The sequence below is a fragment of the Dactylosporangium sp. CS-033363 genome, assembly GCF_050942475.1.
Lineage (GTDB): Bacteria > Actinomycetota > Actinomycetes > Mycobacteriales > Micromonosporaceae > Dactylosporangium.
Window position 1 is genome coordinate 8,876,651 of sequence record NZ_CP192032.1, and the last position, 22,107, is coordinate 8,898,757.

Below are 22,107 nucleotides of genomic sequence, written 5' to 3' on the forward strand. Positions count from 1 at the left end.
CCGGCCCGAAAGCCATTTGCGGGCCGTTACCAAGCCGTTATTCGATGTCGAGCAAGCTGCCGCGATACACGCCGTGCGCAGGTAAAAGGTCAGGACTCAGCCGTTACGGCGCTGTTTCCGCCGGCCGTCTCGGCAATGATCCGATCGGCCACTTCCCGCATCGTCATACGATGGTCCATCGCGGTGCGCTGAATCCATTTGAAGGCCTGCGGCTCGTTCATGCCGTACGTCGCCATGAGCTGTCCCTTGGCCCGCTCGACGACCTTGCGGGTCTCGAGCCGGTCGGTCAGCGTGGCCACCTCGGACTCGAGCACCGACAGCTCCGCGTACCGCGACACGGCGATCTCCACCGCCGGCACGAGGTCGCTCTTCTGGAACGGCTTCACGAGGTACGCCATGGCGCCCGCCGCCCGCGCCCGCTCGACGAGGTCGCGCTGGCTGAACGCGGTCAGGATGACGACCGGCGCGATCCGGCCCCCGGCGATCTTCTCCGCCGCGGCCAGCCCGTCCATGATCGGCATCTTGATGTCCAGGATGACCAGGTCGGGCTTGAGCTCCTCGGCCAGCCGGACAGCCGTCTCGCCGTCGCCGGCCTCGCCGACGACGTCGTAGCCCTCCTCGACGAGCATCTCCCGCAGGTCGAGACGGATGAGCGCCTCATCTTCCGCGATGAGCACCCGACGGCTCTGTGCCTCGGCCACAAGCCTCTCCCGAATCCGATCCGAACGCGTCCGACGGCGGTTACCGTCGCGATCAGAGTAGTGGGTACCCTAGTGCGGCGTACTCGTCCCGGTATCCCAATCGGCAGAGGAACGGAGCTCAAACCTCCGACAGTGTGGGTTCGAATCCCACCCGGGGCACCAAATCGGCACACTTCTCCCAGGAGAACGTGACGCCGGACACGTCTGGGCCGGTGTAACCACCACGGCCACGCACAGCCCGATACGCCTCAATCCAGGCGCACCGGATCGGCCCCCTCGGTCAGCAGATCGAGCCCCGCACCCGTCACGACCTGGGCCGGTTGCCGGTCCCGGCCGGCCACCGCGGCCAGCTTCGCGATCGGCAGTGTGTCCGGCTCCACCGCCGCCGCGAAGACCACGTTGCCGAACCGCCGCCCGCGCAGCAGCTCCGGCCGCACGATCAGGGCCACGTCGCCGAAGGCCGTGCGCAGCGTCGCCCCCTGGGCCCGGGAGAAGGCCAGCGGGGCCAGGTCGGCCACGTTGAGGGCGTACACCCCGCCGGGCGCCAGCAGCCGCGCCACCGAGGCCACGAACACCACGTCCGAGACGCTCTCCGGCATCTGGGCCGCGTCGTAGACGTCGCCGATGATGAGGTCCCACGCGCCCGGCTCCAGGTCCGTCACGGTCGCGCGGGCGTCGCCGAAGCGCAGGTCGATGCCGGCGTCCGGGGGCAGCGGCAGGATCCGCTGGACGAACGCGGCGAGCTTGCGGTCCCGCTCGATCACCAGCTGGGTCGAGCCCGGCCGGGTCGCCGCCACGTACCGCGGCATCGTGAACGCGCCGCCGCCCAGGTGCAGCACGCGGATCGGCGCGCCTTCCGGGAACGCCTCGTCGACGATCGAGCCGAGCCTGCGGGTGTACTCGAAGTACAGGTGCGTCGGGTCCTGCACGTCCACGTAGGACTGCTGGACCTCCTCGACCAGCAGGGTCCACCCGCCCTTGCGGCGGGGGTCGCGCACCAGGCGGGCCGCGCCGTAGTCCCCGTTCTCGGCGATCCCGTCGATGATCTCCCGCCAGCTTCCCATTGGGGCACAACGCTACCCGAACCGGCGAAACCCTCAGCTGACGGCACCTCGGGCCGAATCGCAGGACATGGAGGGCGCCACCACCATCATCCGCTCGGTCGACGACGTCGTCGACGCCCGCGCGGTCACCACCGTCTTCCAGCCCATCGTCCGGCTCGACTCCTGGAACCACCGGCGGCACGAGACCGTCGGCTACGAGGCGCTGACCCGCGGCCCGGCCGGCACGCCGTGGGAGGAGCCGGTGCCGCTGTTCGAGGCGGCCGCCGGGCGCGGACGGCTGGCCGAGCTCGACTGGGTCTGCCGGGCCACCGCGTACCGGGCGGCGCTGGACGCCGGGCTGCCGTTCGGGCTGACGCTGTTCGTCAACGCCGAGCCCGCCGCGCTCGGGGTGCCGTGCCCGCCGGACCTGGCCCCGACCATCCTCGACGCCCAGCTGCGGCTGCGGGTCGTGGTCGAGATGACCGAGCGGGCCATCGGCGCCGACCCCTCGGCCCTGCTGACCGCGGCCGAGAGCTGCCGCGCGGCCGGGTGGGGCGTGGCCCTCGACGACGTCGGCGCCGAGCCGGCGTCGCTGTCGGTGATGCCGTTCGTCCACCCCGACGTCATCAAGCTCGACCGGCACCTGACCCAGCACCCCGCCGGCGGGTACGCGGCCCGCGTCGTCAACGCCGTCGTCGCCTACGCCGAGCGGGCCGGCGCGGCGCTGCTCGCCGAGGGCATCGAGACCCGCGAGCACCTCGACGCGGCGCTCGGCATGGGGGCCACGCTCGGGCAGGGCTGGCTGTTCGACCGGCCCGGGCCGCTGCCGCCCGACGTGCGCAGCCGGCACGGCTCGTCGACCGTGCCGTTCGTGGTCGGGCCCGCCCCTTCCGGCGGGCGCACGCCGTACGAGATCGTGGCCGCGCGCCGGCCCACCGCCGAGGCGACCAAGCGGATGCTGCTCCCGCTCAGCCACTATCTCGAGGCCAAGGCGCAGGACCCCACCGAGCCGCCGATGCTGCTGGCCTCGTTCCAGGACGCGCGCCACTTCACGCCCGCGACCGCCCGCCGGTACACCGCCCTCGCCCGCGACGCGGCTCTGGTCACGGTGCTGGCGACGGACCTGCCGGGCGCCCCGGTCGAAGGGGTGCGCGGGATCGCGCTGGCGAGCGACGACCCGCTGCGCGGCGAGTGGAACGTCATCGTGGTGGGGCCGCACTTCGCGGGCGCCCTGGTGGCCCGGGACCTGGCCGACACCGGGCCCGAGGAGCAGCGGCGGTTCACGTACGCGCTGACGTACGACCGGGACCTGGTCCTGGACGCGGCCCGTGCGCTGCTGCAGTGGATTGTGCCAACATAGGCGTTCATGAGGCGCATCGCGGCGGGGCTCGTCCTGGTGGCCGCGCTGGGCGCCTGCAGCTCCCCCAAACCGGCGCAAACACCCGGCTTCAAGCTCCGCGTGGAGCTGACCCAGGGCCGCGTGGACGAGGTCCGGCACACGGTGCAGATCTCCATGCACAACGACGGGCCGGCGAAGCTCGTCGTGCAACAGGTCGAGCTGAAGGCCCCCTCCTTCAAGGGGACAGAACCAGTCAAAGCCGACGCCTGGCTTCCACCGGGCGGGCTGCAGGTTGACGTGCCGGTCTCGTACGGCACCGGGATCTGCCAAGGCGACGACCTCAAGCCGCACGCCGCAGGCTCCAAAGTCAGCCTGCGGATCCTGACCGAGGACAACAAAACCCACAATGTGGACGTTCCCCTGGCCGATCCCAACCCGATGCTCGACAAGCTGCTCGGCATCGACTGCCAGCAGGCGTACCTCGACCGCCAGGCGACCCTCACCTTCGGCCCGTGGACGCACCTGCCCAGCGGCTGGGTCGACGGCACGGTGATCGTGAAGCGCACCGGCTTCAAGGGCACCATCGAGCTGCGCGAGTTCGTCGGCTCGATCCTGCTGGAGGTCCTGCCCACGCCGCTGCGGGAGCAGACCCCGAAGCCATACGGCGTGCTCCCGCCCGGCACCGACGAGCTGAAGATCCCGATCGTGGTCGACGGCGAGCGCTGCACCCCGCACGCCCTCGCCGAGATCAAGAAGCCGTACGTGTTCCCGGCGTGGGTCAGCCTGGACGGCGGCGAGCCCCTCTACACCGAGCTGAAGATCACCGACGCCGAGATCGCCGCGTTCAAGCCGGTCATCGATGCCTGCGCGGCCGGCCACACGCAAATGTAGGCCTCGGGTACGACAGAAGTTTTAAGGCAGCTTTAGCCCGGTTGCGACGATGTGACGCCTGGTGCCATGCTCCCAGCCATGTCCGAGGCCGGTCGGCGGGCCCGCGCCGCTCTCCCCGCGGTCGCCGTGCTGGTCCTCGCGACCGGGGCGACCCTGGGCCTGTCCACGCTGCTCGGCTTCGCGCCGCTGCCCCCGGCCTGGCGGCTCGCCCTGACCCTGGTCGTCGCGCTGCTGCTCGCGCTGGCCGCGGCCGACGAGGTGCGCGCCGCCCTGACCGGCTGGGAGGGCGCCGCGGCCGCCGAATGGGGCGCCCACCGCCGCCCACGGCGCAGCCTGGTCACCGGTGACATCACACAACCGCACAAAACCGAAAAACGACGCCCTTCCTGGGTACGGCTGAGCGCCTCCGTCGCCGTCGCGCTGGTCCTCGCCGCGCTGCTCTGGGTGCCGCGGGTGCCCGTGCACGACGTGGCGCTGAAGGCGACCTCGTTCCTGTTCGGGTACGCCGCCTTCGCCCTGCCCGTCCTGCCCCTCCTGCTCGCCTGGCCGCTCCCCCGCCTGCCCCGCGAGCCGTGGCCCTGGCGCATCCTGCTCGTCCCGGTCGCCGACCGGCGGCTGTGGCGGGGCGCCGAGCTGGCCAATCTCGGCACCGCCACGCTGCAGTTCGTGCGCGAGCGGGCTCTGACCCGGGCCACCGGCATCGTCGTGGCCGTCCTCGGGCTGCTGCACCTGGTGCGCGGCAACCCGGACATCATGGACGGCGGCGCCTCGCGGGCCGGCGGGCTGCTGGGCTTCCTCGTGGCCGAGCCCCTGGCCGCGGTACTGTCCCCCGCCGGCGCCATCGCGCTCCTCGGCGGGGTCCTCGGGGTGGCCGCGGCCGTCACGGCGGCATCGGTCGGGCGGGCCTGGGGCATCGTCACGGGGTACGCCACCCTCGCCGTCGCCGTCGTGCTGCCCCTCGGCGCGGTGGGGGCCGGGCACTGGTACGGCTTCGAGTACTACCTGCGCACCGAGAACGGCCACGTCGTCGTGGTGGCCGGGCTGTCCCCGACGCACCGGCAGGCGGTCCACGACACCAAGCTGTCGGTCGAGGGCCTCTCCCCGTCGCTGCGCCAGCTGTTCGCCGACGGGCTGCCGGTGGCCGACTACGCCGACGGCGACCGGATCGCGCAGGCCCTCGCCGCGCCCGCCACCGCCGCGGCCGACAGCTACGCCGGGGGCGAGTTCGACCTCAAGGCCGGCGAGTGCTTCGACTGGATCGGCGGCTCCTCCCAGCTGCGGTACGTCGCGCAGTGCAACGCCGCGCACGTCGGCGAGGTCACGTTCGTGGGGCACCTGCCCTTCACGGTCGATCCGGGCGCCAAGGCGGTGGACACCGCGACGCGGGCGATGTGCGAGCAGTCGTACGGCGACTATCTGGGCGTACCATTCGGGCAGTCGTTCCTGCCCTTGGAGAAGCCGCTCCTCCCGCCCGGGCTGGACGAGGCGTGGCGGGCCAAGCCGGTGATCGCGTGCTGGCTCGGCTCGGTCGGGCCGTGGCCGCTCAAGGGCACCAGGACGGTCGCCGCGCTGCAGCAGAAGGCGGCGTGGGGCCCGGCCGGCGGGTGCAAGATCGAGGTGCCGGACGCGCTGCGGATCACCGCCGAGCAGCCCAACGTGCGCTGCATCGCCCCCGGGCCGGAGCAGCGGCTCAGCGTGCCGGGCGCCGGGTTCAACATCGACCTGGAGTTCGCGGCGATCGGCAAGTCGGCCGGCGGGGCGCGCATCGGGGCCGGCTGCTACGACGGGGCGAACCTGGCCAACGGCTACAGCTTCGAGGTCACCGCGGACGGGATCATCGAGATCTACAAGCACGCCGGGGACCAGCACCCGAAGGTGGCCGCGTCGGCCAAGCCGAAGAACGCCGGGCCGCCCACGACCGCCTCGACGCCGCTGCAGGTGACCTGCAAGCCGACGGGCGACGGCGGGGTGGAGCTGACCGCCTACTCGACGGGCAACCGCAAGGCGACGTTCGTGGACAAGCAGAACCCCTTCACGTCGTTGAGCCCGCGGCTGGTGCTGGCCAATGCCGGTACCGGCGGGGTGGTCATGACAGCGATGATCTTCAGCGCGACGCGGCTGTAGATCTAGGCGGCGCTTGTCGCGGGCATGACCAGCAGGAGCTGGCCGCCCGGGCGGGTCGACATCCGCACCGGCAGCGCCATCATGCGCCCGGCGCGGATCAGCACGGCCGCCGTGTCGAGGTCGGCGACGCGCAGGCCCGGCGAGCCGCTGCGGGCCGGCCCGGAGACCATGAGCACCCCGCGCCACGCGGCCTCGGCCAGCTGCCGGGAGTGCCGGACCTGGCGGGTCGAGCGCGGCTCGGCCGGGACGCCGCAGAGGTCGGCGTAGCCCTGGGCCCAGGCGCGGTCGAGGAAGGCGGGGGTCTCCGGCTCGGCGAAGACCCGGAAGATCTCGTACCGGTGGCGGTTACCGGCGGTGAAGCGGTGCACACTCGCCGTACGGCCGGCCGCGTTCAACAGCTCGGCGAGGCGCTCGGCGGCGGCGCCCCGGTTGAACTCGGCCACCAGCCCGTCGCGAGAAGATCGTGCCCGGGTGCCCCCCAGCGCCCGGGCACGGCCTCCTCCTCCACACACCCCCGTACATCGCACCAGCACGGCCGCCTCGAACGCGGCGACGGTCGAGGCTCGGTAACGCTCGCCGCTCGACACGATGTCCACGCTGACACCGTGGCAAACGGCGGGCCACGCGCGGGAGAGGCAGGGCGGGTTCCTTGACGAACTCTTGAAGGTGAGCCTCCCGTACCATGGGCGCACGATGCGGGTGATGCTGGTGGAAGACGACGCACGGGTGGCGGCCGCCCTGGCCACGGCTCTGCGCCGGCGCGGCCACGAGGTGGTGCACTGCCCGACCGCCGGGTCCGCCCTCGACACGTTCGCGGGCGAGCCGTTCGACCTGATCCTGCTCGACCTCAATCTCCCCGACGGCGACGGCATCGACGTCTGCCGCACCCTGCGGCGCAAGGACGAGGGCGTGGCGATCATCGCCGTCACCGCCCGCGCCGAGGAGCGCGACCGGGTCATCGGCCTGCAGACCGGGGCCGACGACTACGTCGTGAAGCCGTACTCGATGGCCGAGCTCAACGCGCGCATCGAGGCCGTCCTGCGCCGGGCCGCCCGGGCCGCGCCGCCGCCCAGCGAGGTGCTCACCGCCGGCCCGGTCACCGTCGACGTGGCCGCCCGCCGGGTCGTCGCGGCCGGCCGGGACGTGGCCCTGACCCGCAAGGAGTTCGAGATCCTGGCCGTGCTGGCCCGCACGCCCGGCGTCGTGGTGTCCTACGACCGGCTGATCCTCGCCGTCTGGCAGACCAGCTTCGTGGGCCGGCACACCCTGGACGTCCACGTCGGCTCGCTGCGGGCCAAACTGGACGTGCCCGGGCTCGTGCAGACCGTCCGCGGCGTCGGGTACCGCCTCGCGCCATGAGGGTCCGGCTCGGCGCGGTCTACCTCGTCCTGCTGCTGCTGGTGCTGGCGGCCCTGGAGGTACCGCTGGCGATCTCCCTCGCCGGCCGCGACACCCAGCGCCTGGTCGCCGACCGGCTGGCCGACGCCACGCGCTTCGCCACCCTGGCCGAACCCGCCCTGCGCGACACCGACACCGCCGAGCTGGCGGCCGAGCTGACCCGCTACGACGACGTGTACGGGGTGGCCGCGGTCGTCGTCGACCAGGACGCCCACCAGGTCGTCGGCTCCCGCCCGGACCTGCGCCTGGCCGACGAGGCCGTGCTGCGCCAGGCCCGCCGCGCGCTGGAGGGCCGGGAGGCCAGCGAGGACGGCACCATCTGGCCGTGGCGGACCGAACCGCTCGTGGTCGCCGTCCCGGTCGGCCGCGGCGGCGAGGTGATCGGGGCGGTCGTGACCATCTCCCCGACCCGCAGCAACGCCAACGGCGTCGGCAGCGCCTGGGGCATCCTGGCCGGCGGCGGGCTCATCGTGCTCTTCGCCGGCATCGTCGCCGCCTGGTCCCTGGCGCGCTGGACGCTGCGCCCGGTCGCCGAGCTGGACGCGGCCGCGCACGAGCTGGCGGCGGGGGATCTCACGGTGCGGGTACCGGCCGCGGACGGCCCCCCGGAGCTGCGCCGCCTCGGCAGCGCCTTCAACGAGATGGCGGCCACCGTCGCCGACTCCCTGGAGCGGCAGCGCGCGTTCGTCTCGCACGCGAGCCACCAGCTGCGCAACCCGCTCACCGCGCTCCGGCTGCGCGTCGAGGACCTCGGCCTCGAGCTCACCGACCCGCAGGCGATCGAGGGCCACCGGCTCGCCGTGGAGGAGACCGAGCGCTTCGGCGAGGTCCTCGACAGCCTCCTCGCGCTGGCCCGCGCCGAGCGCGGCAAGTTCGACCTCACCGACTTCGACGCGGGCGAGACCGCCTGGGCCCGGGTGCTGGCCTGGCAGCCGGTGGCGGCGAAGAAGGACATCACGCTGCGGTACGTCCGCCCGGCCCGCCCCCTGCGCGCCCGCGCCGTGCGCAACGCGATCGACCAGGCGCTGGACGCCCTGATCGACAACGCGGTCAAGTTCTCGGGGCCAGGAACCACGGTGACGGTACGCCCCGGCGCCGACGACGACGGCGTGGCCCTCCACGTGATCGACAACGGCCCGGGCCTCACCGACCAGCAGCGCGAGCTGGCCATGGAACGCTTCTGGCGCGCCCCGGACGCCCAGAACGTCGACGGCAGCGGCCTGGGCCTGCCGATCGTCGCGGTCCTGGTCGACGCCTCGGGCGGCCGCTTCGACCTCCTCCCCAACGAGCCGTCGGGCCTGCACGCCCGCGTCTGGTTCCCGGCCTCGCTGTAGCGCAAGGTCCGTTTCCCGCCAGCGTCCATCCCGGGTGTACCGCCATGCTGGACCCATGGACCTGCCCGAGCGCTACGAGCGGGCGAGCGCCGGCTTCGCCGCCGTCCTGTGCGCCGTGCGGCCGGAGCAGTGGACCGCGCCGACCCCGTGCAGCGAATGGGACGTCCGCGCGCTGGTCAACCACATGGCCCGCGGGAACCTGAGCTACGTGGCGCTGCTGCGCGGCGGCACCGCGGCCGGCTTCGTGCGCCTGCGCGACGAGGACGCGCTCGGGAATGACCCGGTCGTCGCGTACCAAGAATCCGTCCGCGAGTGTGCGCAGGCCTTCCGCGCACCTGGCGCGCTCTGCCGGGTGCTCGACTACCCGCTCGGCCCGGCGCCCGCGGCCCAGTTGCTCGCTGTCCGGACCACCGACTCCCTCGTCCACACCTGGGACCTGGCCCGTGCGGCCGGCGGAGACGAGACCCTCGATCCCGACCTGGTGACGTGGGCCGCCGCGAGCCTGGAACGGACCTACGCCAACATGTCCGGCCTCGAAAACTTCTTCGCGCCACCGAAGACACCCGTCGGGGACGGGCAGGAGCGGCTGCTGCGGCGCTTCGGAAGGGAACCCTAGGCCTTCTGCGCGCGGTAGTACCGGATCGCGCCGGGGTGCAGCGGCAGCGGCGGGGTCGAGATGGCCGAGCGGATGTTGAGCCGCGCCGCCGCCTGGTGGGCCTTGGCCAGTTCGTCGCGCCCCTCGAACAGCAGCCGGGTCACGCCGTACGCCAGGGGCTCGCTCATCGACATGCGCACGACGAGGTAGTTGGCGATGCCGATCGCCACCGTGGCCGTGATGCCCGTGTACGTCGAGGCCGGCACCACCCGTTCCGCGTAGTAGTCGCCGTAGCGGGCGCGCAGCAGCTGGACCGACTCCTCCAGGGGGAGCAGCCGGATCGGGTACTCGCGGGCCAGGTCGGCGATGGCCGCGACCGGGAGGCCGCCGGAGAAGAAGAACGCCTCGATCGCGCCGTCGCGCAGGGCTTTCACCGAGTCGTCGAGGCCGAGCTGGACGCGGTCGATGGTGACCGCGGAGACCTCCAGGACGCGGTCGGCCGTCACCGCGGTGCCGGAGCCCACGCCGCCGACGGAGACCCGGCGGCCGTGCAGGTCGCGCAGGTGGGCGATGCCGCCGGCGGCCGCGACGACGACGTGGATGTGGTCGTCGTAGAGGCGGGCCAGGGCGGCGAGCTGCTTGCCCTCGCTGCCGGCGGCGATGTCGGCCTGGGTGAAGGCCACGTCGGCGGTACCGTCGAGCACGTTCTGCACGTTGATCTGCGAGGCGGCCGTGGTCAGGACGCTGGCGTGGACGTTCGGGAGGTACCGCTTGCACAGCTCGGCGATCGCGGTGCCGTAGCGGTAGTAGACGGCACCCGGGCTGCCGGTGGCGATGCGCAGGTCGCCGGTCGCCTCGGCGCCGTCCGACTCGCACGCGGCCAGCAGCGGCGCCGCGAACGGTACCGCCGCCAGCCCCAGCAGCGCCCGGCGTCTCACGCCGGGAGCCCCAGGAGCGGCCGGAGCGTGCGGATCGTCTCGGCCGCGCCCTTGTGGTGCAGGGTGAACATGCCCAGGGCCCGGGCGGGCTTGAGGTTGCCGGGCAGGTCGTCGACGTAGACGCAGTCGGCGGGCGGCAGGCCGACCGCCTCGGCGCCCAGCGCGTAGATCTCGGGGGCGGGCTTGCGCACGCCGACCTCGCCGGAGATGACGACGCCGTCGAAGAGCTCGGCGAGCAGGGCCCGGTCGTACCGGTCCACGCCCCACGAGTTCGAGATGAGCCCGGTGCGGATGCCGGCGGCGCGCGCGGCCCGCACGAAGTCGAGCATCGCCACGTCGTCGCCGGCCTCGCCCATGAGCCGCGGGACGAGGCCCTCGGCGGCGATGCCCGGGCCGAGCAGGGCCGCGAACCCGGCCTCGAACCCGGCCTCGGGCAGGGTGCCGTCCTCCAGGCCGGCCAGCAGCTCCCGGGCCCGGGGATCGGTGCGGAACAGCTCCCGGACGGTCCCGGGCGGCAGCCCCTCCCGCGCGCAGAACGCGTCGAAGGACGCGAACACGTCGGTGGTGAGCACGCCGCCCCAGTCCACCAGCAGACCCCTGTGCGTCATGCCCCGAGGGTAGTCACCCCTTGGCCGTCTCGGCGGCCAGGGCGAGGGCCACCTCGCGGTGCGACTCCTGCTTGCGCTGCCGGTGGGCCGAGGTGCCGCGGGCGCGCAGGGCGGCCAGCAGGTCCAGCGCGGTGTCCCACTCGTCGCGGGCCTCCAGCGCCGGGCGGACGTGGTGCATGAGCGCGTCGATGCGCACGCCGGCCGGGACCGCGCTGCGCGTCGACGGGTCCACGAGGTGCCCGCCGAGCCCGGACCGGGCGGCCCGCCAGGTGGCCGCGCGCAGCAGCACCTGGGGCGCCTCGGGCAGCGGCCGGCCCGCCGCGTCCTCCTCGGCCGCGATCGTGACCAGGCCGCGGGCCAGCGAGGCGAGCAGGATCACGTCGTCGAGGTCGGGGCAGGAGTCGGCCACCCGGACCTCGACGGTCGGGTAGCGGGCCGAGGGGCGGGCGTCGAAGTACACCATCCCGGCGTCGCTGATCACGCCGCTCTCCACGAGCGTCTCCACCACCCGGTCGTACTGCGCGGCCGAGTCCAGGTCCGGCGGCGGCCCGACGGTGGGCCAGCGCGAGGTGACGATGGTGCGGTAGGACGCGTAGCCGGTGTCCTGGCCGGCGAAGTACGGCGAGGACACGCTCAGCGCCAGCAGCGTCGGCAGCCACTCCCGGATCCGCCGGGTGATCCGCACGGCCAGGTCCTTGTCGGGCACCCCGACCTGCACCTGGCACGCGGCGACCTGCTGCTCGTCGACGAGCTGGCGATACTCCTGGGCCATCCGCTCGTACCGCTCGTTCGGGTACACCCGGCTGGGCGTGCTCCCGGAACCGGGCACGGTCCCGGCCGCGACGATGGCCAGCCCGTGGTGCCCGGCCGCGTCGACCAGCGAGCGGCGCTTCTCCAGCAGGTCGGCCCGCAGCGCGGTCAGGTCCGTCTGCACCGCGCTCGCGGTCTCCACCATCGAGCGGTGCAGCTCCGGCTCGGCGTCGGCGCGGCGCAGGACCCGGCGGGCGGCCGGCTCCAGGTTGCCGGTGTCGCCGTTGACGACGTGGAACTCCTCCTCCACGCCGATGGTGTCTCCGACACCGACCCCGGTGGTGTCCCCGTCGCTCACCACCGCTCGTGCACCGACTTCCGCACCAGCTCGTCGTAGACCTCGGCCACCGCGGCGTGGGTCTGCTCCGGCAGCGGCGCGAGCGCGGCCGCCTCGGCGTTGCCGCGGGCCTGCGCGCCGTTGCGGGCGCCGGGGATGACGACGGAGACGGCCGGGTGGTCGATGATCCAGCGCAGCGCGAACTGGCTCATCGTGGCGCCCGCGGGCTTGAGCGCGGCGAGCCGGCGCACCGCGGCGAGGCCGGTGCCGTAGTCGACGCCGGAGAACGTCTCGCCCTGGTCGAACGCCTCGCCGTGCCGGTTGTAGGTCCGGTGGTCGTCGGCGCCGAAGGTGGTGTGCTCGTCGTACCGCCCCGAGAGCAGCCCGCTGGCCAGCGGGACCCGGGCGATGATGCCGACCCCGGCCTTCTCGGCCGCCGGCAGCACCTCGTCGAGCGGCTTGAGCCGCAGCATGTTGAAGATGATCTGCACGCTGGCCACGTTGGGCCGGGCGATCGCGGCGAGGGCCTCGGCGGCGGTTTCGACGCTCACGCCGTACGAGCGGAACCGTCCTTCCTCGACCATCTCGTCGAGGGAGTCGAAGACGGCGTCGGAGTGGTAGACGGGGGTCGGCGGGCAGTGCAGCTGGACCAGGTCGAGGGTGTCGACGCCGAGGTTCTCCCGCGAGCGGTCGTTCCAGGCGCGGAAGTTGCCGGGGTTGTAGTTGGCCGGCTCCTGCGGCACCCGCCGGCCCATCTTGGTGGCCACGGTGACCGTGCGGCCCGCGGGCAGCGAGCGGACGAACTGCCCGACGATGCGCTCGCTGCGCCCGTCGCCGTAGACGTCGGCGGTGTCGATGAAGGTGACGCCGGCCTCGTGCGCGGCGGCCAGGGTCGCGAGCGCGTCGTCCTCGTCGACCTGGCCCCAGTCGGCGCCGAGCTGCCACGCGCCGAGTCCGACCACGCCGACGGGGACGCCGGTGCGCCCCAAAGTCCTCTCCTGCATGAGGAACAGCCTAAGGCGCACCGGATCAAGCCGCCCTACGGGAACACGGGAGTCCCCTCGCGAACCAGCCTCCAGTTGAGGCTGAAGAAGTCCGCGGGGTCGATCGCGCCCTTGGCCTGGGCCCAGTCGATGAGCAGCTGGCGGATCTCCTGCTGCGCGTTGTACACCTGCGTCTTGACGATCCCGGGGAAGTTCCCGCCGCCGGAGCGCCGGTAGTTGTTCACCGCGACGACGAACTGCTCGGCGGCGCCGACCGGGGTGTCGGTGCCGGGGTGCACGAGCCGCGTGATGCGCTGCCCGACCGGCTTCGAGATGTCGATGTCGTACTCCACGCCGGACATCGTGTCGTAGTTGTAGTCCGGCACGGCGGGGTCGGAGATGCTCGCCGGGTCGGCGGGCGCGCCCGGGGCGAGGGTGACGAAGTACTTCGCCGAGTACTCCAGGTAGGCGCGCACCTCGGCCCCGCTGAGCACGACCGCCTCGAGGGTGTTGTCGTAGATGTACAGGCCGGCGACGTCCTTGATCTTCACCTGGCCGGCCGGGAACAGCGCGGTCCGCGAGAACGGCGCGGCGATCGACAGCACCGGCAGCGCCGCGTACTGCCCACCGGCCAGGGCCGCGGCCACGGTGTCGGTCTGGACCTTGTTGATGTAGTCCAGGATCGGCGTGTCCCTGTACCGCGACTCGGCCGCCGACAGCTCCTGGGTCGACGTCGCCACCGCCTGGTTGACGTAGGCGACGGTCGTGTTGTGCTGCTCCTTCACCGCCGCCAGGACGACCGGGTCGGCCGCGTACGCGTTGGTGTTGATCGTGGTCGCCGCCTTGGTGGTGATCTGCCAGCAGCCCCGCTCGCGGGTGAGCGTGAAGTCCATCCGGGTGACCCGCTGGCCCCACTTCGACGGCTCCGACAGCAGCACCTGCGCGCCGGTGGCGGTGTTGGTGACGAACCGCTGCGGGATGTCGTTGTGGGCATGGCCGAACAGGATCGCGTCAATGCCCGGCACCTGCGCCGCGATCAGCGCCGACGGGTTCTCGTTGGGCAGTTCGGGGCCGTAGCTGGAGGTGCCGCTGTCGCCGCCGTGGGCGCTGATCAGCACGATGTCGGCCCCGCGGCGGCGCATCTCCGGCACGTACTTCGCGGCCGTCGCGACCATGTCCTCGAAGCGCAGCTTGCCCTCGACGTTGGCCCGGTCCCAGATGGCCACGCCGGGGTTGGTCAGGCCGAGGATGCCGACGCGCAGGTTCGGCGCGCCGCGGCCCAGGTCGACCTTCTTGATGACGTACGGCGTGAACGCCGGTCGCCCGCTCCTGGCGTTCACCGCGTTCGCGGCCAGGGCCGGGAAGCCGAGCTGGCGGATCCACAGGTCGAGCAGCGGCAGGCCGTAGTTGAACTCGTGGTTGCCCAGGGTCACCGCGTCGTACCGGATGACGTTCATCGCCCGGGCCATCGGGTGCCGCTCGTGGGTGGTGGTGATCGGCTCCTGCTTGGCGTAGTACGTCGCGAGCGGGGTGCCCTGGATGGTGTCGCCGGCGTCGAGCACGAGCGTCGCCTTGCCGCGGCGCTCGGCCCGGATGCCGTTGACGACGGTCGCCACCTTGGCCAGACCGACATCGTTGTGGGCGCTGTCGTCGTACTCCGCGTCGCGGTAGTAGTCCCAGTTGTAGACGTTCCCGTGGGTGTCGGAGGTGCCCAGCAGGGTCAGGTCCCAGGTCTTCGGCTGGTTCGGGTGCGCCTGCGCCGCCGAGCCGGCGACGAACGGCGCCGCCGCCGCGGCCGCCGCGGCCGCGAGGACCCCGCGCCGGGTGAGGTTGGTCATGTCACGCCTTCCATGGTGGTCGGTCCGCCTCGTGGGCGTCCCGAGCACCATAGTCCCCGATCAATGACCGGATGCCGGACAGATAGACCTCCTTGTCGACCCGCCCGGCCAGCACGCGTTGGATGACGTAGCCCTGGACGAGCCCGACCATGGCGGCGGCCACCGAGACCGGGTCGGTCTCCGGCGCGAGCATCCCGGCGTCGCGCACGCGCGTGACGAGGGCGGTGGCGCGGTCGCGGATGCTGCCGTAGATGTGCCCGACGAGGTCGGCGAACGCGGGGTCGTAGGCGGCCTCGCCCCAGACCTGCACCGCGATGCGGACCGGCCCGTCCGCCTCCAGGTTGCGGTCGACCTGGCCGATCAGCTGCTCGAACACCTCGGCCATGGCCGGCGGCGGCTCCTGCGCGAGCAGCTGCTCCAGGGTGGTGAGGATGCTGCCGACTTTTTCCTCGGCGATCGCGTGGATGAGTTCGGCCTTACTGTTGAAGTACCGGTAGAACGCCCCGACGCTGAGCCCGGCCTCCTTGATCACGTCCTGCATCGACGTCTGGTGGAACCCGTTGCGCAGGAAGCAGCGGGCGGCGGCCGCGAGGATCTGCTCGCGGCGGGCGGCGAGGTGGGCTTCCGAGACGCGGGGCATGCTCCGATAATAAAGCGAACGCTCGCTTTTTAAAACGCCTCGAACTTGCGCTCCAGCCCGTCCACGAGCGCGTTCAGGCCGAGCTCGAAGGCGCCGTCGTCGACCTCGGCGTGCCGCCCGGCCAGCCGGTGGGCGTCGCGCAGGTGCGGATAGTCGGCCGCGTACAGCGACGGGTCGTCCACGAACCCGAGCGCGAACGAGCCCAGGGCGGAGCCGGCCACGAAGTACCGCATGGCCGCCCCGATCCGGGTCGCCTGGGCCGGCGGCCAGCCCGCGTCGACCAGCGCCCCGTAGACCGCGTCGGCCAGCCGCAGCGACGCCGGGCGCCGGGCCGGGCCGCGGGCCAGGAACGGCACGACGTTCGGGTGCGCGCGGAACGCCGCCCGGTAGGCGCGGGCCCAGGACCGCAGCGCGGCCGGCCACGGGTCGCGGCCGAGCATCGACAGGTCGACACCAGCCACGATGGCGTCGCCGATCGCGTCGACGATCTCCTCCTTGGTGGAGAAGTGGTTGTACAGCGACGGCGCCTGCACGCCCAGCTCGCGGGCCAGGCGCCGGGTCGACAGGGCGTCGAGCCCCTCCGCGTCCACGATCGCGGTGGCGACCTCGACGATGCGGTCGCGGTTCAGCAGTGGCGTTCGGGGACGGACCATGAGTACGATCCTAGAAACTAACAGCGTTAGTTAAGGAATCAGGTATGGATCTGACCCTCAGCGACGAGCAGCTGGCCGTCCGGCGCATGGCCGCCGAGTTCACGGATCGCGAGATCGCGCCGCACGCGGCCGCCTGGGACCGGGCCGAGCAGGTCGACCTCCAGATCGTCAAGAAGATGGCCGGCCTGGGGATGTTCGGCATCACGATCCCCGAGGAGTACGGCGGCAGCGGCGGCGACCACCTGACCTACTGCCTGCTGCTGGAGGAGCTCGGCCGCGGCGACTCCTCGGTGCGCGGCATCGTCTCGGTCTCCCTCGGCCTGGTCGCCAAGACCATCAACACCTATGGCACCGAGGCGCAGAAGACCGAGTGGCTCCCCCGGCTGTGCTCGGGCGCCGACCTGGCCTGCTTCGCGCTGACCGAGCCCGACACCGGCTCCGACGCGGGCAACCTGGCCACCCGGGCCACCCCGGTGGACGGCGGCTGGCGGCTCGACGGGGCCAAGATGTTCATCACCAACGGCACCTGGGCCACGGTCGCCCTGGTCTTCGCGCGCACCGGCGGCCCCGGCCCCAAGGGCGTCTCGGCGTTCCTGGTCCCGCTGCCGGCCGAGGGCCTGCAGGTCACCGAGATCCACGGCAAGCTCGGCCTGCGCGGCCAGGCCACCGCGATGCTGAGCTTCGACGACGTCTTCGTCGGCCAGGACGCCATGCTGGGCGCCGAGGGCGAGGGCTTCAAGATCGCCATGGCCGCGCTGGCCAAGGGGCGGATGTCGCTCGCCGCCGGCTGCGTCGGGATCATCCAGGGCTGCCTGGACGCGGCGACCGGCTACGCGACCCAGCGCGAGCAGTTCGGCAGGAAGATCGCGGGCTTCCAGCTCGTGCAGCAGCTGCTGGCCGACATCTCGGTCGAGGCGGACGCGGCCCGGCTGCTGGTCTGGCGGGTCGCCGACCTGATCGACCGCGGGCAGCCGTTCGCGACCGAGTCCTCCACCGCGAAGCTCTTCGCCAGCGAGGCCGCGGTCCGCGCGGCCAACGCCGCGCTGCAGGTCTTCGGCGGCTACGGATACATCGACGAATACCCCGTTGGGAAGTACCTGCGCGACGCTCGGGTCACTACCGTGTACGAGGGCACCAGCCAGATCCAGAAGCTCATCATCGGCCGCGCTCTCACCGGTGTGAGCGCGTTCGCGTAAGGGGACGGAACTCGTGATCGACGTCGTCAATCCCGCCACCGAACAGGTCATCGGCTCGGTCGCGCCCGGCTCTCCCGACACCGTGTCGGGCGCCGTCGCGGCCGCCCGGGCCGCCCAGCCCGCCTGGGCCGCCCTCCCCCGCGCCGAGCGGGCCGACCATCTCCAGGCCCTGCTGCACGCCCTGACCGGCGCCGCGGCCGAGCTGGCCGAGCTGATCAGCGCCGAGATGGGCGCGCCGCTGCCGATCGCCCGCAAGGTCCAGGTCGGGCTGCCGCTGGCCACCCTCGGCTCGATGATCAGCCTGCTGAACAAGGCCGAGGAGCCCGAGCGGATCGGCAATTCCGAGGTGTACCGCGAACCGCTCGGCGTCGTCGGCGCGATCACGCCCTGGAACTATCCGCTGCACCAGACGATGGCCAAGGTCGCACCCGCGCTGGCGGCCGGCAACACCGTGGTGCACAAGCCGAGCGAGGTCGCCCCGCTCTCGGCCAACCGCCTCGCCGAGCTCGTGCGCGCGGCGGGCATCCCGGACGGCGTGTACAACGTGGTCCACGGCTACGGCGACCCGACGGGCGCGGCCCTGGCCGGGCACCCGGGCATCGACCTGATCTCGTTCACCGGCTCCACCGCGGCCGGCCGCGCGGTCGCCGCGCTCGCCGCCGCCAACGTGACCCGGGTGGCGCTGGAGCTCGGCGGCAAGTCGGCCAACGTGATCCTGCCCGACGCCGATCTCGCCGCCGCGGTGAAGGTCGGCCTCGGCAACTGCTACCTCAACTCCGGCCAGACCTGCACGGCGTGGACCCGGATGCTCGTGCCCGACAGCTTGTACGACGAGGCGGTCGAGCTCGCGGTGGCGGCCGCGGCCAAGTACACCGTCGGCGACCCGTCCGACCCGGCCACCCGCCTGGGCCCGCTCGCCTCGGCCGCCCAGCGCGACCGGGTGCTCGGCTACATCGAGCGAGGCAAGCACGACGGCGCGACCGTGGCCTTCGGCGGCGGCGAGGTGCCGTCGGTCGGCTACTACGTGGCACCCGTGGTCTTCGCCGACGTCGACCCCGGATCGGCCATCGCCCAGGAGGAGATCTTCGGGCCGGTGCTCTCCATCATCCGGTACCGCGACGAGGACGACGCCGTGCGCATCGCCAACGGCACCAGGTACGGCCTCGCCGGCGCCGTCTGGTCGGCCGACCGGGACCGGGCCGTGGCGTTCGCGCGGCGGATGCGCACCGGCCAGGTCGACATCAACGGCGGCGCCTTCAACCCGCAGGCCCCGTTCGGCGGCATCGGCCACTCGGGCTACGGGCGGGAGCTCGGGGTGCACGGGTACGAGGAGTTCACGGCCGTGAAGTCGGTGCAGCTGTGACCCTCGCCGCCGTCATGCGCGCGCTCGACGGCCCGCTCGCCGTCGAGGAGATCGAGCTCAACCCGACCGGCCCGGGCCAGGTGCGGGTGCGCCTGGCCGCGGCCGGGGTCTGCCACTCGGACCTGTCGCTGGCCAACGGCACGCTGCGCCAGCCGCTGCCCGCCGTGCTGGGCCACGAGGGCGCCGGCGTCGTCGTGGAGGTCGGCGCTGGGGTCACCGGCATCGCGCCCGGCGACCACGTGGTGCTGAACTGGTCGCCGCCGTGCCGGTCCTGCTGGTACTGCGAGCACGGCGAGCCCTACCTGTGCCTGCACGGCGACGACGCGGCCCGGGTCCCGTTCGCCACCAGCGGCGACGAGCCCGTCTACGCGGGGCTCGGCACCGGCGCCTTCGCGGCCGAGACGGTCGTCGGCGCGCACGCCTGCATCCCGGTCCCGGCCGACATCCCGCTCGCCGAGGCCGCGCTGCTCGGCTGCGCGGTGCTCACCGGCGTCGGCGCGGTCACCAACGCGGCGAAGGTCCAGCCCGGACAGTCGGTCGCGGTGATCGGGCTCGGCGGGGTCGGGCTGGCCGCGATCCAGGGCGCCCGGCTGGCCGGCGCGTCGGCGATCGTCGCGGTCGACCCGTCGCCGACCAAGGAGGAGCTGGCGCTGTCGCTGGGCGCCACGCACTTCATGGCCCCCGGCAACAAGCTGGCCCGGGAGATCCGCGGGCTGACCGGCGGGATCGGCGCCGACCACGCGATCGAGTGCGTGGGCCGCGGCGAGACGATCCGCTCCGCGTGGTCGGTGACCCGGCGCGGCGGCACCGCGACCGTGGTCGGGCTCGGCTCGGCGATGGATCCGGTGCAGTTCAACGCGCTCGAGGTGGCGTTCTTCGCCCGGACGATCGTCGGCTGCATGTACGGCAGCACCGATCCGGCCGTGGACGTGCCGATCCTGCTGGAGCACTACCGGGCCGGGCGGCTCAACCTCGCGGCGCTGGTCACCGACGAGGTTTCGCTGTCCGGGGTCGGCGAGGCGTTCAGCCGGATGCGGGACGGTCGGGGCGCGCGGACGCTGGTTCGCTTCGCCTGATCGTCTCTTCGCTTCGCTTGATCGTGTCGAGGATGACCCGGGCCACGAGGTCCGGGTCATCGCTCATCGGCACGTGGCCACAACGCCGCAACGCCTCGAAGTGCGCGCCTGGCAGGACTTCGTGCGCCTTTTTCGCCTGTACCGGCAGCAGAATCCGATCCCGGTCGCCCCACGCGATGGTGACCGGGACCGCGCCCGGGTCGCCCGAGAACGTGTAGGCCGCCCCGTGCCGGGCGACGGCCGCGAAGCCCCGCCCGCCGCGCAGCGCCAGGGTGTCGGCCAGGGCGCGCTCCGGGGTCAGCACCGCCGGGTCGACGACCAGCGTCCCGAACGAGAACCGGCGGCCGAACGCGGTGCGGTAGAACACCCGCAGGACCGGCGCCGGGGTGAACGCCCCGAACCGCAGGCTGCGCAGCACCCGCAGCGCCCGGCGCACCTGGTCCGGGGTGGCGAACCCGGCCGGGGACAGCGCGGTCGCCGAGCGGGCCAGCCCGGCCGCGGCCAGTTCGAGGGCGATCGCGCCGCCGAGGCTGTTGCCGGCCACGTGCGGGCGGTCCAGGCCGAGCTCGGCGAAGAACTCGCCCAGCGCCGCGACCGCGGTCGGCATGCCGAGGTTCACCGCGGGCGCGGGCGTGCGGCCGAAGCCGGGCAGGTCCAGCGCGATCACGTCGTGGTGCCGGGCCAGGGGCTCGATGACCGGCTCCCAGGCCCGCCAGTGGTGGCCGATGCCGTGGATCAGCACGAGCGGCTCGCCCTGCCCGCGCCGTACATAGTGGACGGTCACGCGCGCACCTCCCGGTAGGACCGCGGGTCGAAGCGGCGCATCCGGCGGCGGTAGCCCCACGTCGAGCCGGGATAGAGGGTCGAGTTGCGGCCGGTGGCGTCGATGTACCAGCTGCGGCACCCGGTCGCCCACACGGTCCCGGCCATGCGGCGGTCGACCCGCGCCACGAACCGCGCCTGCGCCTCGGGCTTCGGCTCCACCGCCCGGATGCCCTTGCGCTCCAGCGTGTCGAGGGCGTCGAGGAGGTACGAGAGCTGCGCCTCGATCATCAGCACGACCGAGTTGTGGCCGAGGCCGGTGTTCGGGCCGAGCAGCAGGAACAGGTTGGGGAAGCCGGCCACGGTGGTGCCCCGGAACGCCTGCGGGCTGCCCTGCCAGTGCTCGGCCAGGCTGCGCCCGTCGCGGCCCCGGATCCGCTCGGCGATCGGCAGGTCGGTGACCCGGAAGCCGGTGCCGAAGACGATGACGTCGGCCGGGTGCTCGGTGCCGTCCCGGGTGACCACGGCGTGCGGGCGGACCTCGGCGATCGCGTCGGTGACGACCTCGACGTTGTCGCGGGTGAGGGCCGGGTAGTAGTCGTCGGACTTGAGGACCCGCTTGCAGCCCATCCGGTAGGCGGGGGTGAGCTTCGCCCGCAGCCCCGGATCGCGCACGGCCTTGCGCAGGTTGGCCAGGGCCGCCCGCTGCGCGAGCCGCATGAGCGCGGGTCGCAGGAAGACCAGGACGGTCGCCTCGATCTGCCAGTACACGAGGGACCGCATGGCCCTCTGCGCGCCCGGGATCCGCTTGTACAGCCTGTGCTCCCACCCCCGCAGCGGGCGCTCGCGGCGCGGCATGACCCACGCCGGGGTGCGCTGGAAGAGCGTCACGTGCTCGGCCACGGGCTGGATCGCGGGGACGATCTGCACCGCGGAGGCGCCCGTGCCGATGACCGCCACCCGGCGCCCCTGGATCGGTGCCTCGTGGTTCCAGCGGGCGGAGTGGAACGCCTCGCCGCGGAACGTCTCCATTCCCGGCAGCTTGGGGACGACCGGCTCGTTCAGCGGCCCGCCGGCGCCGATGAGGACGTCCGCGGTCCAGGTTTTTTTTGTCGTCGCGATGCGCCAATGCTGTTCCGTGGCGTCCCAGTCGGCGCTCAGCACGTCGGTGCCGAACTCGATCTTCTCGCGGACGCCGAACCGGTCCGCGCACCGCTCCAGATACGCCCAGATCTCGGCCTGCGGGGAGTACGTGCTCGTCCACTCGGGGTTGAGGGCGAAGGAGTAGGAGTACACCTGGGAGGGCACGTCACACGCGCAGCCGGGATAGCTGTTGTCCCGCCAGGTGCCGCCGAGCTGGCCGGCCCGCTCGAACACCACGAAGTCGTCCCGGCCCCGCTGCTTGAGCCGGATGGCCGCGCCCAGGCCGCCGAAGCCGGCACCGATGATCGCGATCCGCGTGTGCATGTCGGCGGCCCCCTTGGTACTGGCTGGTACCACCGGACGTTACCACTGGGTAATGCGCAACAAAAGAGCCC

Annotated in this window: 21 protein-coding genes and 1 tRNA gene; 10 read left to right on the forward strand and 12 right to left on the reverse strand. The window is 73.0% G+C overall.

Annotation, left to right across the window (positions count from 1 at the left end; genetic code table 11):
• Positions 1-89: 89 nt before the first annotated feature.
• The gene (locus ACQPZ4_RS40815) at positions 90-677 is read right to left on the reverse strand and encodes an ANTAR domain-containing response regulator (protein WP_433048624.1); all 588 of its coding nucleotides are present in this window, start codon (positions 675-677) and stop codon (positions 90-92) included.
• A 109-nt stretch (positions 678-786) separates the two neighbouring features.
• Between ACQPZ4_RS40815 and ACQPZ4_RS40820 the strand changes: the two genes are divergently transcribed.
• Positions 787-863, forward strand: a tRNA-Leu gene (locus tag ACQPZ4_RS40820).
• Between the two features lie 86 nt (positions 864-949).
• Here the strand turns inward: ACQPZ4_RS40820 and ACQPZ4_RS40825 are convergent.
• The gene (locus ACQPZ4_RS40825) at positions 950-1,765 is read right to left on the reverse strand and encodes a spermidine synthase (protein ID WP_433048627.1); all 816 of its coding nucleotides are present in this window, start codon (positions 1,763-1,765) and stop codon (positions 950-952) included.
• A gap of 67 nt (positions 1,766-1,832) precedes the next feature.
• Here ACQPZ4_RS40825 and ACQPZ4_RS40830 point away from each other — a divergent pair, with 67 nt between their 5' ends.
• The 3 genes from ACQPZ4_RS40830 to ACQPZ4_RS40840 all read left to right on the forward strand — a co-directional run bounded on the left by ACQPZ4_RS40830 (position 1,833) and on the right by ACQPZ4_RS40840 (position 6,098).
• On the forward strand, positions 1,833-3,104 hold the full coding sequence (locus ACQPZ4_RS40830; RefSeq protein ID WP_433048630.1) for a sensor domain-containing phosphodiesterase: 1,272 nt from the start codon (positions 1,833-1,835) through the stop codon (positions 3,102-3,104).
• A 6-nt stretch (positions 3,105-3,110) separates the two neighbouring features.
• Entirely contained in the window at positions 3,111-3,974 is an 864-nt protein-coding gene (locus ACQPZ4_RS40835; RefSeq protein ID WP_433048633.1) for a hypothetical protein, read from the forward strand.
• Between the two features lie 78 nt (positions 3,975-4,052).
• A complete protein-coding gene (locus tag ACQPZ4_RS40840) occupies positions 4,053-6,098 on the forward strand; it encodes a hypothetical protein (RefSeq protein WP_433048636.1) in 2,046 nt (681 codons plus the stop codon).
• A 2-nt stretch (positions 6,099-6,100) separates the two neighbouring features.
• On the opposite strand, the gene ACQPZ4_RS40845 is transcribed toward ACQPZ4_RS40840, so the two are convergent.
• Positions 6,101-6,541, reverse strand: coding sequence for a hypothetical protein (locus ACQPZ4_RS40845; RefSeq protein ID WP_433048638.1), 441 nt, complete (start codon positions 6,539-6,541; stop codon positions 6,101-6,103).
• Between the two features lie 250 nt (positions 6,542-6,791).
• Between ACQPZ4_RS40845 and ACQPZ4_RS40850 the strand changes: the two genes are divergently transcribed.
• Genes ACQPZ4_RS40850 through ACQPZ4_RS40860 form a run of 3 tightly spaced genes read left to right on the forward strand, consistent with a single transcriptional unit; the run spans position 6,792 to position 9,446 of the window.
• Positions 6,792-7,457: a response regulator transcription factor gene (locus ACQPZ4_RS40850; RefSeq protein WP_433048641.1), complete on the forward strand. Its 666-nt coding sequence runs from the start codon at positions 6,792-6,794 to the stop codon at positions 7,455-7,457.
• Entirely contained in the window at positions 7,454-8,830 is a 1,377-nt protein-coding gene (locus ACQPZ4_RS40855; protein ID WP_433048644.1) for an ATP-binding protein, read from the forward strand. Before ACQPZ4_RS40850 ends, ACQPZ4_RS40855 begins: the two co-directional genes overlap by 4 nt.
• A 55-nt stretch (positions 8,831-8,885) precedes the next feature.
• Positions 8,886-9,446: a TIGR03086 family metal-binding protein gene (locus ACQPZ4_RS40860; protein WP_433048646.1), complete on the forward strand. Its 561-nt coding sequence runs from the start codon at positions 8,886-8,888 to the stop codon at positions 9,444-9,446.
• Here the strand turns inward: ACQPZ4_RS40860 and ACQPZ4_RS40865 are convergent.
• Genes ACQPZ4_RS40865 through ACQPZ4_RS40895 form a run of 7 tightly spaced genes read right to left on the reverse strand, consistent with a single transcriptional unit; the run spans position 9,443 to position 16,172 of the window.
• Entirely contained in the window at positions 9,443-10,363 is a 921-nt protein-coding gene (locus ACQPZ4_RS40865; RefSeq protein ID WP_433048649.1) for a TAXI family TRAP transporter solute-binding subunit, read from the reverse strand. The two genes, ACQPZ4_RS40860 and ACQPZ4_RS40865, sit on opposite strands and share 4 nt — an antisense overlap.
• Positions 10,360-10,971, reverse strand: coding sequence for an HAD family hydrolase (locus ACQPZ4_RS40870; protein ID WP_433048652.1), 612 nt, complete (start codon positions 10,969-10,971; stop codon positions 10,360-10,362). Before ACQPZ4_RS40870 ends, ACQPZ4_RS40865 begins: the two co-directional genes overlap by 4 nt.
• Before the next feature lie 13 nt (positions 10,972-10,984).
• On the reverse strand, positions 10,985-12,079 hold the full coding sequence (locus tag ACQPZ4_RS40875) for a carboxylate-amine ligase (RefSeq protein ID WP_433048655.1): 1,095 nt from the start codon (positions 12,077-12,079) through the stop codon (positions 10,985-10,987).
• Positions 12,076-13,062, reverse strand: a complete 987-nt coding sequence (locus ACQPZ4_RS40880; protein ID WP_433048658.1) for an aldo/keto reductase — start codon at positions 13,060-13,062, stop codon at positions 12,076-12,078. Before ACQPZ4_RS40880 ends, ACQPZ4_RS40875 begins: the two co-directional genes overlap by 4 nt.
• 35 nt (positions 13,063-13,097) lie before the next feature.
• Positions 13,098-14,879: a bifunctional metallophosphatase/5'-nucleotidase gene (locus tag ACQPZ4_RS40885; protein WP_433048661.1), complete on the reverse strand. Its 1,782-nt coding sequence runs from the start codon at positions 14,877-14,879 to the stop codon at positions 13,098-13,100.
• Position 14,880: 1 nt separating this feature from the next.
• Complete coding sequence (locus ACQPZ4_RS40890; protein WP_433048664.1) at positions 14,881-15,519, reverse strand: TetR/AcrR family transcriptional regulator; 639 nt, start codon at positions 15,517-15,519, stop codon at positions 14,881-14,883.
• Between the two features lie 29 nt (positions 15,520-15,548).
• The gene (locus ACQPZ4_RS40895) at positions 15,549-16,172 is read right to left on the reverse strand and encodes a TetR/AcrR family transcriptional regulator (protein ID WP_433048667.1); all 624 of its coding nucleotides are present in this window, start codon (positions 16,170-16,172) and stop codon (positions 15,549-15,551) included.
• A 44-nt stretch (positions 16,173-16,216) separates the two neighbouring features.
• Here ACQPZ4_RS40895 and ACQPZ4_RS40900 point away from each other — a divergent pair, with 44 nt between their 5' ends.
• Genes ACQPZ4_RS40900 through ACQPZ4_RS40910 form a run of 3 tightly spaced genes read left to right on the forward strand, consistent with a single transcriptional unit; the run spans position 16,217 to position 19,807 of the window.
• Positions 16,217-17,368, forward strand: a complete 1,152-nt coding sequence (locus ACQPZ4_RS40900) for an acyl-CoA dehydrogenase family protein (RefSeq protein WP_433048670.1) — start codon at positions 16,217-16,219, stop codon at positions 17,366-17,368.
• A 13-nt stretch (positions 17,369-17,381) separates the two neighbouring features.
• Positions 17,382-18,731, forward strand: coding sequence for an aldehyde dehydrogenase family protein (locus ACQPZ4_RS40905; RefSeq protein ID WP_433048672.1), 1,350 nt, complete (start codon positions 17,382-17,384; stop codon positions 18,729-18,731).
• Positions 18,728-19,807 carry a Zn-dependent alcohol dehydrogenase gene (locus ACQPZ4_RS40910; protein ID WP_433048675.1) on the forward strand — a complete coding sequence of 360 codons (1,080 nt, stop codon included), beginning with the start codon at positions 18,728-18,730 and terminating at the stop codon, positions 19,805-19,807. Before ACQPZ4_RS40905 ends, ACQPZ4_RS40910 begins: the two co-directional genes overlap by 4 nt.
• Here ACQPZ4_RS40910 and ACQPZ4_RS40915 read toward each other — a convergent pair.
• Positions 19,755-20,591 (reverse strand): alpha/beta fold hydrolase, encoded by an 837-nt coding sequence (locus ACQPZ4_RS40915; RefSeq protein WP_433048678.1) that lies wholly within the window; start codon positions 20,589-20,591, stop codon positions 19,755-19,757. The genes ACQPZ4_RS40910 and ACQPZ4_RS40915 overlap by 53 nt on opposite strands.
• Positions 20,588-22,036 (reverse strand): flavin-containing monooxygenase, encoded by a 1,449-nt coding sequence (locus ACQPZ4_RS40920; RefSeq protein WP_433048681.1) that lies wholly within the window; start codon positions 22,034-22,036, stop codon positions 20,588-20,590. Before ACQPZ4_RS40920 ends, ACQPZ4_RS40915 begins: the two co-directional genes overlap by 4 nt.
• Positions 22,037-22,107: the final 71 nt, after the last annotated feature.